Below are 10,816 nucleotides of genomic sequence, written 5' to 3' on the forward strand. Positions count from 1 at the left end.
CGTGTTGTGCACATACAAAAGGCTGGCGGAGGCTCCGTCACACAGACCGAACAGCACGACTTGTTTGACGTTCGGGCAGTGCTGATGGATGGCGTTGACGGCCGCGGCGATGTGAGCCGACGTGTCTTCAAACGCCAGCGGCTGGCCTGGACTGTCGCCCATGCCTGGAAAGTCGAAGCGCAGCGCGGGGAAGCCTGCACCAGCCACGTGGCGCGCGATCTGCACAAATTGCCTGTGGCTGCCCGCACGGTATTGCGCGCCTCCCACGATCACCACCAATGCTGTGGGCTGCAGCGCTGTGCCGGGGGGCGGCAAGCTGACAATGCCCAGCATGTCGGCCTGGGGGCCGGCAATGGCAATGGCTTGTTCGCGAACGTTCATGGCCGTTGCGTGGTTTGCGCACCGAGGTGGGCGGCCGTCATGGCTGCCAAGGTGGCCCGGATCAACGCCGGCGCGTCTTCGTTGGTCACGGTTTGCCAGAAAGACGGCGCGATGACGGCCCTGGCCTCCGTTTGCCACCCGGCCTTTTGCCAGACTCTGATTTCTCGCTCAGACGAGGGATTGAGTGCTGCATCTGCTTGTTTGGTGATGTCCATCCAGATCAATCTGCCTGCAGCGCCGGTGGCGGGCGGCTGCAGGCGGGACTGCGCCAGGCCCGCTGCCAATTCAGGGCTGGTGGTGTACCCCGCGATCTCGACCGGCTGGCCCAGCGCCAGCCTTTGGGTGGGCGACTGCTCATCGGCGTTGCCCGCGCCCAACCATTGGCTTGCCGCGTGCAGACGAACGAACTGCTGCAGCATCTGCTGTCCGTTGACCACGGGTTGCCACAGCAGCAGGTGGGCCGGTTCGGCAAGCTTGTCCAGCAGCGCCGTGGCCAGCAAGGCGCCTGAGCGCATGCCCCACAACCAGAGTGGCCCGCTGGCGGACTGGCTCAACCAGCGGTGCGCCAGTGCTGCGTCTTCAAGCCAACTGGTCCAGGTGGCGTCCGCAAAGTCGCCGGTGCTGTCGCCGCAGCCTGTCAAGTCGATCTGCAGGACGGCGTAACCGGCTGCTGCCAGAGCGCGGGCTTGTTGCGCCACCACGCGCCGGGTGGTGTTGAGTTCTTCGGCGAACGGATGCAAATACAGCACACGCCCGCGTGGAATGCCGCCGCCGGGGGGATGAAAGAGGCAGAAGCGTTGCCCCTTGCGCTGTGAATGCGTCTCAAGGGGCAGGAAGAACGCCTGGGGAAGGGCCTCACGCCCTGGCGGGGTCATGTGGCCTGACGGGCCAGTTGCTGTTGAACGAGGGCGCTCAGGCTGCCCACGGAGGCGAACACGTCTGCGTGGAGGTCGTCGTCACTGAAGGTGATGCCAAAGTGAGTCTCCAGTTCGGTGATGAGTGCCAGCACGGCCATGGAGTCGAGTTCGGGGAGTGCGCCGAGCAGCGGTGTTGCGGGACCAAATGTGGCGGCACGGCCCTGGAGGTTGAGCGCGCTGTCCAGCACGCGCAAGACCTGTTCGTACACGTTCATGGAATGAAGGCCTTGTATCGGGTTGGAGACTGCTCGGCGTAGCGCCTGATTCTAAAGAACTGCGGTGTCGGGCCTGTGAAGGTGGCCGGGCGATCGGGTTCGATGGCTTAACATGCGCCGCATGCCCACAGAGCGCGATTTCAGCGAAAGCTTCCCACCGGTTTTGCTGCACGAGTTGCCGCTTCGCGCTGCCGCAAGTTGGCCGGACAACGAAGCCTTGGTCGCAGGAGAGGTGCGTTGCTCGTACCGCGATTTGGGCCACTCGGTGTCGGGTTTTGCAAGCGGGCTTTTGCAGATGGGATTGGCTCGCGGCAATCGCGTGGCGGTGTTTCTGGAGAAGCGCGTCGAAGCCGCAGTGACCAGTTTTGGCGTGAGTGCCGCAGGTGGTGTGCTGGTGCCGGTGAATCCGTTGCTGAAAGCGGCTCAGGTGGTTCACATCCTGCAAGACGCGGGTGTGCAGGTGCTGGTGACGTCGGCGTCCCGTCTGGGCACCTTGCTGCCTGCGCTCAGTGCGTGCACCACCCTCCAACATGTGGTGTGCTGTGACGATCTGACCGATGTTCAACCACGGGTGTTCGAGCTCCATGCATGGTCCCACGTGCTGGCGGCACCGCCTCAGGCATTGCCTCAAGGTCTTGAAACAGACATCGCTGCCATCTTCTACACGTCAGGCAGTACCGGGCAGCCCAAAGGCGTGGTGCTGTCGCACCGCAACCTGGTGGCGGGGGCGACCAGTGTGGCCAGCTACCTGCACAACCGGTCTGATGACACGCTGCTGGCGGTGTTGCCCCTGTCGTTCGATGCTGGCTTCAGCCAGTTGACCACCGCGTTTCTGGTGGGCGCGCGCGTCGTTTTGCTCAACCACTTGCTGCCTCGCGATGTGGTGCTGGCGATGGTCAAAGAGCGGGTGACGGGGCTGACGGCGGTGCCAGCGCTGTACATGCAGCTCGCAGCGCTGAACTGGCCTGCCGAGGCCACGCAGCACCTGCGTTACTGGGCTTGCACGGGCGGGCGCATGCCCCGCGCCACGCTGGACCGCTTGCGGCAGGTGGCACCAGCAGCGCAACCGTTTCTGATGTACGGCTTGACCGAGGCTTTTCGCTCGACCTTCCTGCCGCCGTCCGAGGTGGATCGCCGGCCAGACTCGATCGGCAAGGCCATTCCGAACGCGGACATCCGCGTGTTGAGACCCGATGGCACCGAGTGTGGTGTGGATGAGCAGGGTGAACTGGTGCACCGGGGGCCGCTGGTGGCGCTCGGGTACTGGCGGCGGCCTGAAGAGACAGCTCTGCGTTTCAGGGAGCTGCCGAAAGGCCTCAGGACGACCGCAGACGAGGTCGGCCGGGCCGAGATCGCCGTCTTCTCGGGTGACACCGTGCGGCGCGATGCCGAGGGATTCCTGTACTTTGTGGCCCGGCGCGATGAAATGATCAAGACCTCGGGCTACCGCGTGAGCCCGACGGAAGTGGAAGAGGCCATCCACGCCAGCGGCCTGGTGCAGGAGGTGCTGGCTGTGGGTGTGCCGCACGAGGTGCTGGGACAGGTCATTCTGGTGGCGGCGGTGGCGACCATGGAAGAGGACACGGCGGCTCTGCTGGCCCATTGCAAGAGCAGCTTGCCCGCCTACATGGTGCCGGCGGGCGTGCACTGGCATGCGCAGGCCCTGCCACGCAACGCCAACGGCAAGCTTGACCGCGTCCGATGGAAAGCAGATTGGGAACAAGCCGCAGGAAAGAAAAACGATGAGACCCTCTGAGACGATCCGTGGCGAACTGTGTGTGGGCGGCTTGCCGCTGTCGCGCCTGGCCGAACGCGTCGGGCAAACGCCCTTTTACGCCTACGACCGCCGGCTGCTGGCCGAGCGCGTGGCATCTGTGAGGGCGGCGTTGCCTGCGGGTGTCGGCCTGCACTACGCTGTGAAGGCCAATCCCATGCCCGCGCTGGTGGGTTTCATGCGGCCGCTGGTGGACGGCCTCGATGTGGCGTCGGCCGGCGAGATGGCTGTGGCGCTGGATGCCGGTGCCGACCCCGCGCATGTGAGCTTCGCAGGACCCGGTAAACGCGAGGTGGAAATCACCCAGGCCGTGGCGGCCGGTGTGCTGATCAACCTCGAGTCGCCGCGCGAGGTCGAATTGCTGGCCCGCGCCTCGCAACGCCTGGGGCTGCCCGCCAGGGTCGCCGTGCGCGTGAACCCCGACTTCGACCTGCGCGGCGCCGGCATGCGCATGGGCGGCGGCGCCAAACCGTTTGGCGTGGACGCCGAGCAGGTTCCTCTGGTGCTCAAGGCGGTGGGCGATGCGGCGTTGCAGTTTGAAGGCTTCCATCTGTACCCGGGTTCGCAAAACCTGAACGGTGAATCGATCGCAGAGGCCTTGCGGCAGTGTCATCAGCTCGTGGTGCGCCTGTCCGCCAGCGCGCCTGCGCCGGTGCAGCAGGTGAACTTTGGCGGTGGGTGGGGCATTCCGTATTTCCCGGGCGAGAAGGCACTCGATCTGGCGCCGGTCACGGCAGCGCTGACGGACATTCAGAACAGCATGACCCGGGAGGTGCCGGGCGCCCGCCTGGTGCTGGAGCTCGGGCGCTATCTGGTTGGCGAGGCCGGGGTGTATGTGGCCCGTGTGCTCGACCGCAAACTGTCGCGAGGGCAGGTGTTTCTGGTGACGGATGGCGGTCTGCATCACCACTTGGCCGCTTCGGGCAATTTCGGGCAGGTGATTCGGCGCAATTACCCGGTGTGCATCGGCACGCAAATGGATGCCACGGAGCGCGAAAAAGCGTCCGTTGTAGGACCTCTGTGCACGCCGCTGGACATGTTGGCCGATCGGGCCGAACTGGCGCCTGCACACCCTGGCGATCTGGTGGTGGTTTACCAGTCGGGCGCTTACGGACCGAGCGCCAGCCCCCAGGCCTTTCTGGGCCATCCGCGCTGCGCGGAAGTGCTCGTTTGACGCTGGGCGCTGCCGTGCGGCCGACAGGCTGGCAGGCCGCTTTGTCGGCGCTCCTGTTGTTGCTGGGCGCAGGGTTGGGGCTTGCATCGCTGGGCGTTGCTGTCCGGCATCCGGTCTTGCCGCTGGCCGCCCCGGTAGTGACCCTGTTGCTCGCGATCGGCATTGCCGTTCGGCCGCAGGGCTTGTGGTTCCTGCTGCCTGCGGCGTTGCCGGTGATGAGCTTTGCGCCCTGGACCGGATGGTGGCTTCTGGATGAATCCGATGCGATGGTGCTGGCGTGCCTGGGCGGTGCGTTTGTTCGCTGGGGGCACGACGTCTGGCACAAAGCACCGCGCGATGGCAAGCAATTCCCCACGGTTTTTGCCGTGCTGTGGTGTGCGCTGGCCTTGTCGCTGCTTGTGGGTGTGTCGCGCGGTTTGTCGGACGCGGGGATCGACTGGGCAACCATCCCCCTGTGGAACGAGGCCATGTACGCCGGGTATGACAGCCCGTGGAACACCTGGCGCGTTGCAAAAAGCATGGTCTGGGCCTTGCTGCTGGGGTTGTTGTTGCAAGCCACGGCCAGCACCGCCGCGGCCGGCATTCCTCGGCGGGTGGCGCGCGGCATGGTGGCGGGTCTGGGGCTGGTCTGCATCGTCGCGCTGTGGGAGCGCGCGGTGTATGCCGGCATCCTGGATTTCAGCCGTGCTTACCGCACCAGTGCCTGGTTCTGGGAAATGCACGTGGGTGGCGGAGCCATCGACGCCTACTTGGCCATGGCTGTGCCGTTTGCCGCGTGGGCCATGTGGACATCATCCACCGCATGGCGTTGGGCTGGCGCCAACGCCTTGATGGTGCTCTCGGTCTACGTGGTGCTCACCACGTACTCGCGTGGCGTGTATCTGGCTGTCTTGATGGCCTTGCTGTTCATGGGCATCACCGCCTGGTTCTTCAAGCTGGTGCCCGCCGCTGGACCGACCTGGGGTCGCCGATCCTTGTTCGCCATGGCGTCGACCTTGCTGCTTGAAAGCGCGCTTGTGTTGGGCGGCGGCTCGTTCATGGCCGATCGCTTGGCGCAATCCGACTCGGACCTTGTCGGGCGTCTGCAGCATTGGCGCTCGGGCCTGCATTTGTTGCAAACACCCACGGCTTGGACCGCCGGCCTGGGCATGGGGCGGTTTCCTTCGCACTACAGCCGTGAGGTCGCCGATGGGCACTATCCGGGAGCGGTCTCGTGGCGCAAGGACGAGATGCAGCAGCCCCATGTATTGCTCTCTGGTGGGGGTAGTGGGCAGCGTCCTGATCTGTTCGCGTTGACGCAGCGCATCGACCTCACCGACGCCGGCCCTGTCCGCGTGCGGCTGCGCGCCAACGTTGAGCAACCCTCCAGGCTGCTGGTGAGTGTGTGCGAACGCCACCTGCTCCATGATTTTTCGTGCCAGCGGCGGTGGGTACGGTTGAAACCTTCGTCGGACACGGGCAGCAGCTGGGTCGAACTGCGCATGGGCCCGAACATCGCCGAGGGAACAAAGGGCGTTGCGAGCTGGCGGGAGAGCGTGCTGGCACTCTCGCCAGCGCAGCTCGGGCAGACCATTCAAGTCGAGAGCGTCGAACTGTGGGATTCAAGCGGTGCCCAGCGGCTGCTCAATGCCGATTTCTCCCAGGGTCTGCAACACTGGTTGCCAATGGCTCAGGGACAGTTCCAGCCTTGGCACATCGACAATCTCTACCTGGATGTGCTGATCGAACGGGGTCTGCTCGGCTTGTTTGTTCTTGCCTTGTGGGTGCTGTGGGCCCTGAACTGCCTCTGGAGACGGCGGCGATACGGTGACTCCGAAGCGTGGGTGATGGCGGCGTCCTTGGTGGGCATCTTGATTCTTGGCGCCGTGATCAGTGTCACGGAAGTGCCGCGTGTGAGCTTGATACTGATGATTTTGTTGTGGTCAAGCAGTGGATTTCGTGGACAAATAGAGGATGTTTCACGGTGTTACAAGTTGTAGTCCTTTGCATTACGATGTAATGTCTTTGGTGCCGTTGTCCGTCCTGCAGCGCCATCATTCGAAAATACTCAGGGACTTTCGCTTTGATCAAAATCTTTAATCATTACTTCCACCGTAGAACGGTGCTCCAGGTCATGCTTGATATGGGGCTGGTGGTCGGCGCGCTCATGCTGGCGCTGTTCATCCAGTCCAATCCCGCGTTGCTCGGAGCCTCTGTGGTGACCGAAGGCCTGACGCGAGGCGTGTTGATGGCGCTCGGCATGCTGGCCGTGAATTCAGCCCTCGGTTTTTATGAGCGCACCCGCAGCAAGACCACGGGGCAGATGCGTGCCCGGGCGGTGTTGTCTTTCGTATTGTCTGGAGCGATCGCAATCGCGGTATTGTGGCTGTTGCCGCTGGAGCCTTCCTACGACGCCAAATGGGTTGCCCTGATCGTGCTGGGCACCACCGGTTTCATGCTCACCCACCGCGTGCTCGTCGGCGAAATGCTGCCCAAGTCGATCACCCGTCGCAAGGTGTTGGTCTACGGCACGGGTGAGCGTGCACAGATGGTCGGGAAGTCTTTGACGCACTCCAGCGCAAACGTCGAGTTGGTCGGCTACTTTGCCAGTCCCAACGAAACCGAACACAAGGTGACTTCCTGGGCCACGCTGGCTCCCGGCGAGCGCCTCAACGATCTCGTGCAAAGGGCAGGGGTTGACGAGATCGTGGTGGCCTTGAGTGAGCGCCGCGGCGGCAGCATGCCCATGCGCGAATTGCTTGATTGCAAGTTGCAAGGGGTGCGGGTGTCCGATATCGCCACCTACTTTGAACAGAATCTGGGGCAGATCCGCCTGGAGTCGGCCTCGGCGGGTTGGCTGATCTTCGGAGAGGGCTTCAACCAGGGGTTTGTCCGCACGACAGTCAAACGGCTGTTCGATATCGCCGGGGCCCTCGTCCTGATCGTGGTGTCGCTGCCGCTGATGGTGCTGACGGCTGTGGCGATCAAGCTGGAGAGCCGCGGCCCGGTCCTGTACCGGCAGGAGCGTGTTGGGCTCAACAGCCAGACGTTCAGTGTCGTGAAGTTCCGCAGCATGCGCACCGACGCTGAAAAGGACGGCGTGCCCAAGTGGGCCACCGCCGCTGACAGTCGGGTGACCCGCATTGGACGCATCATCCGCAAGCTGCGCATCGATGAGTTGCCACAGCTTTTCGGCGTGCTCAAGGGTGACATGAGTCTGGTCGGCCCGCGCCCGGAGCGACCGTACTTTGTCGATCAACTCACGCAGGACATTCCTTTCTACGCGGTGCGACACAGCGTGAAGCCCGGTGTGACGGGCTGGGCGCAGGTCAGTTATCAATATGGCGCGTCTCGCGAAGACACCATCGAGAAGCTTCAGTACGACCTGTACTACGTCAAGAACCACTCGCTGTTTCTGGATCTCGTGGTGCTCTTCGAGACCATCGGGGTTGTGTTGACGGGCAAAGGTGCCCAGTAACCGTTCCTGGTTCATGTTTGCAGGGCGTGCGGCATGAACGGCTTGGGCAACTCCATCGTTGTGTGGGGCTACGCAGCGGCGGGCCTCTCATATGCGCTGCTTGCGGTGATGGTGGGACTCCAGGGCTACCTGAAGGCGCCAGTCAACAAGCCCGGCGCGGCCGTGCTGCTCGCAGCGGTGCTGACCTCTGCCTGGGCCGTTTTGAGTCTGGTCGCTTTGTCTGTGCCGGTGTGGTGGGTGTGGTCTGCGGTGGCCGATATCTGCCGCTACGCCGCCTGGTTCGCATTCGTGGTGCACCTGTTCCGCGCCAGCACCGAGCAGGGCCGTACCCCCGAGGCTGCTCCGTGGATGCTGCCTCTGGCGGTGGCGCTGCCGGTGCTCAGCCTGCTGAGCCTGATGTTCACGGCCATCTGGTTCAAGGGAGGCGCCGATGCCCCGGTCGGCCTGTTTCTGACCTTGATGTTGCTCGCTGTGCTGGGCCTGGTGCTGGTTGAGCAGCTGTTTCGCAACCTGCCAGAAGACGCGCTCTGGAGCGCCAAGCCCATCTGCCTCGGACTTGCAGGCACCTTCCTGTTTGATCTTTATGTGTTCTCGCAGGCGGTGCTTTTCAGCGGCATCGACGAGGATGCATGGAACATCCGCAGCCTAGTGCATGCGGCCTTGATGCCCCTCTTTCTCCTCTCCACAACCCGTCACCGGGACTGGATTTCCAAGATCCGGGTTTCGCGCAAGGTGGTGTTCCATTCGGCGACGCTGTTGATGGCCGGTGGCTACCTGCTGTTCATTGCCGGCGTGGGTTACTACGTGCGCTACTTCGGGAGTGACTGGGGCCGGTCTCTGCAGTTGGCCATGGTGTTTCTGGCGCTCGTGTTGCTGGTGGCGCTCGCCTTGTCGCGAACATTTCGAGCCCGCTTGCGCGTGATGCTGGGCAAGCACTTCTTCAGCTACCGCTACGACTACCGGGAAGAGTGGCTCAAGTTCACCCAGACCCTGTCGGCCAACGCTGTGCCGGGAGAAATGGGTCTCAACGTGATCCGGGGTCTGGCCGACATGCTGGAGAGTCCTTCGGGGGTGTTGTGGCTGCGGCGCCCCGACGAGCAGCTGTATCGGCAGGTCGCGCGCTGGAACCTTCCTCACGTTTCCGAGACCGAGCTTGCGGATTCCGCCTTGTTGGGCTTCATGCAGCGAACGGGCTGGGTGGTCAATCTTGAAGAGTACCGACGCCAGCCGGAACGCTATGAAAACCTGAAGTTGCCGCAGTGGCTGATGCTTCAGCCTCAGGCCTGGCTGCTGGTGCCCTTGTGGCTGGGCCACGAACTGCTGGGGTTCGTGGTGCTTAGCAGCCCGCGCACCCGCGTGGACGTGAATTGGGAGGTGACGGATCTTCTCAAGACCGCAGGACGACAGGCTGCCAGCTTTCTGGCGCAAGTGCAGTCGACCGAGGCGCTCCTGGAGGCGCGCAAATTTGAGGCCTTCAGTCGAATGTCGGCGTTTGTGGTGCACGACCTGAAGAACATCGTGACCCAGCTGTCATTGATGGTGAAGAACGCCAAGCGTCTGAGCCACAACCCGGAGTTTCAGGCTGACATGTTGATGACAGTTGAAAACTCGCTTGAGCGCATGCGCCAGCTGATGCTGCAGTTGCGTGAAGGTGCTGCTCCGGGCGGTGCTGCCGTGGGCGTGGACCTGGGCCGAATCGCGCGGGAACTTGCCTCCAGCGTCTCTCGAAGGGGGCGCGAGCTGGAGCTTTACGTGGAGCCTCGCGTGGCAACGCGCGGCCACGAAGATCGTCTTGAACGGGTCATGGGGCACCTCGTGAGCAACGCGCTGGATGCCACCGACGCGCAGCAGCGCGTGTGGCTCAAGATCGAACGCTACGGCAGCCACGCCCGCGTGGAAGTCGGGGACAATGGCATGGGGATGTCTGAGCAGTTCGTGCAAGAGCGGCTCTTCAAGCCGTTCCAGACCACCAAGGAGGCCGGCATGGGCATCGGCGCCTACGAGAGTTTTCAATACGTGCATGAGCTGGGCGGCAAAGTGTCGGTCGACAGCAAGGAGGGTGAGGGCACCGTCGTCACCCTGCTGCTGCCGCTGATCGAGTCTTTCAGCGAATCGAACTGGCATCAAATGGGAGAGGCATGAGCTCAGACAAAGGACCGCAGTTGCTGATCGTTGAGGATGATCTCGCGCTCCAGAAACAGATCAAATGGTCACTCGATCAGTTTGCATCGGTGACGGCCGACGACTGCGAGACCGCGCTGGTCCAGTTGCGCCGCCACGCGCCCGCCGTGGTCACCATGGACCTGGGTCTGCCGCCCGATGCTGACGGCACATCCGAAGGGTTCAAGTTGCTGGATCAGATGCTTTCAGCGGCGCCAGACACCAAAGTGATCGTGCTCACAGGGCAGAACGGCCAGGCCAATGCGCTCAAGGCGGTGGCCATGGGCGCTTATGACTTTCTTGCCAAACCGTTTGAGCCCGAGATGCTCAACCTCACGGTGGAGCGAGCTTTTCGCCTGCATGAGCTGCAGACGGAAAACGCTCGATTGCAGTCCATGCGCCAGCCCGACACGCTGGCTGGACTCATCACGCGCGACCCCGAGGTGCTGCGGGTGTGCCGAACCATTGAAAAAGTGGCCAACAGCGGTGCGACCGTCATGCTGCTCGGCGAAAGCGGCACTGGGAAGGAGGTGCTGGCTCGCGGTTTGCATCAGTCCTCCAACCGCAAGGCCGGGCGGTTTGTTGCCATCAATTGCGCGGCCATTCCCGAGAATCTGCTCGAGAGCGAGCTGTTCGGCTACGAGAAAGGCGCCTTTACCGGGGCGGCCAAGACCACGCTGGGCAAGATCGAAACCGCCAATGGTGGCACCCTGATGCTCGATGAGATCGGCGATCTGC

General features: G+C 63.3%; 9 protein-coding genes. 6 read left to right on the forward strand and 3 right to left on the reverse strand.

Features of this window, described 5'->3' with window-relative positions:
• The 3 genes from ACN4F8_RS18315 to ACN4F8_RS18325 all read right to left on the reverse strand — a co-directional run.
• Window positions 1-381: serine aminopeptidase domain-containing protein (locus ACN4F8_RS18315; RefSeq protein WP_419474885.1), on the reverse strand; the 381-nt coding region annotated here is incomplete at its 3' end.
• Window positions 378-1,256, reverse strand: a complete 879-nt coding sequence (locus tag ACN4F8_RS18320) for a hydrolase 2, exosortase A system-associated (RefSeq protein ID WP_419474886.1) — start codon at window positions 1,254-1,256, stop codon at window positions 378-380. The genes ACN4F8_RS18320 and ACN4F8_RS18315, both read right to left, overlap by 4 nt.
• Window positions 1,253-1,513: an acyl carrier protein gene (locus ACN4F8_RS18325; protein ID WP_419474887.1), complete on the reverse strand. Its 261-nt coding sequence runs from the start codon at window positions 1,511-1,513 to the stop codon at window positions 1,253-1,255. Before ACN4F8_RS18325 ends, ACN4F8_RS18320 begins: the two co-directional genes overlap by 4 nt.
• Before the next feature lie 112 nt (window positions 1,514-1,625).
• Here ACN4F8_RS18325 and ACN4F8_RS18330 point away from each other — a divergent pair, with 112 nt between their 5' ends.
• The 6 genes from ACN4F8_RS18330 to ACN4F8_RS18355 form a co-directional block, all read left to right on the forward strand.
• Entirely contained in the window at window positions 1,626-3,269 is a 1,644-nt protein-coding gene (locus ACN4F8_RS18330; RefSeq protein ID WP_419474888.1) for an acyl-CoA ligase (AMP-forming), exosortase A system-associated, read from the forward strand.
• Window positions 3,256-4,461: a pyridoxal-dependent decarboxylase, exosortase A system-associated gene (locus ACN4F8_RS18335; protein ID WP_419474889.1), complete on the forward strand. Its 1,206-nt coding sequence runs from the start codon at window positions 3,256-3,258 to the stop codon at window positions 4,459-4,461. The genes ACN4F8_RS18330 and ACN4F8_RS18335 overlap by 14 nt, the downstream gene beginning before the upstream one ends.
• Window positions 4,458-6,440 (forward strand): hypothetical protein, encoded by a 1,983-nt coding sequence (locus ACN4F8_RS18340; RefSeq protein WP_419474890.1) that lies wholly within the window; start codon window positions 4,458-4,460, stop codon window positions 6,438-6,440. The genes ACN4F8_RS18335 and ACN4F8_RS18340 overlap by 4 nt, the downstream gene beginning before the upstream one ends.
• An 83-nt stretch (window positions 6,441-6,523) precedes the next feature.
• Window positions 6,524-7,918, forward strand: a complete 1,395-nt coding sequence (locus ACN4F8_RS18345) for a TIGR03013 family XrtA/PEP-CTERM system glycosyltransferase (RefSeq protein WP_419474891.1) — start codon at window positions 6,524-6,526, stop codon at window positions 7,916-7,918.
• Window positions 7,919-7,951: 33 nt separating this feature from the next.
• Entirely contained in the window at window positions 7,952-10,060 is a 2,109-nt protein-coding gene (gene prsK, locus ACN4F8_RS18350; RefSeq protein WP_419474892.1) for an XrtA/PEP-CTERM system histidine kinase PrsK, read from the forward strand.
• Window positions 10,057-10,816 (forward strand): sigma 54-interacting transcriptional regulator (locus tag ACN4F8_RS18355; RefSeq protein WP_419474893.1); only part of this gene is annotated, 760 nt, incomplete at its 3' end. The genes prsK and ACN4F8_RS18355, both read left to right, overlap by 4 nt.

This window comes from Hydrogenophaga sp. (assembly GCF_048549895.1).
Classification (GTDB): Bacteria; Pseudomonadota; Gammaproteobacteria; order Burkholderiales; family Burkholderiaceae_C; genus Hydrogenophaga.

Bases quoted from the DNA above. Each gene is read 5' to 3' on its own strand.
- ACN4F8_RS18320 (WP_419474886.1), bottom strand. From the start codon at position 1,256: ATGACCCCGCCAGGGCGTGAGGCCCTTCCCCAGGCGTTCTTCCTGCCC.
- ACN4F8_RS18325 (WP_419474887.1), bottom strand. From the start codon at position 1,513: ATGAACGTGTACGAACAGGTCTTGCGCGTGCTGGACAGCGCGCTCAAC.
- ACN4F8_RS18330 (WP_419474888.1), top strand. From the start codon at position 1,626: ATGCGCCGCATGCCCACAGAGCGCGATTTCAGCGAAAGCTTCCCACCG.
- ACN4F8_RS18335 (WP_419474889.1), top strand. From the start codon at position 3,256: ATGAGACCCTCTGAGACGATCCGTGGCGAACTGTGTGTGGGCGGCTTG.
- prsK (WP_419474892.1), top strand. From the start codon at position 7,952: ATGAACGGCTTGGGCAACTCCATCGTTGTGTGGGGCTACGCAGCGGCG.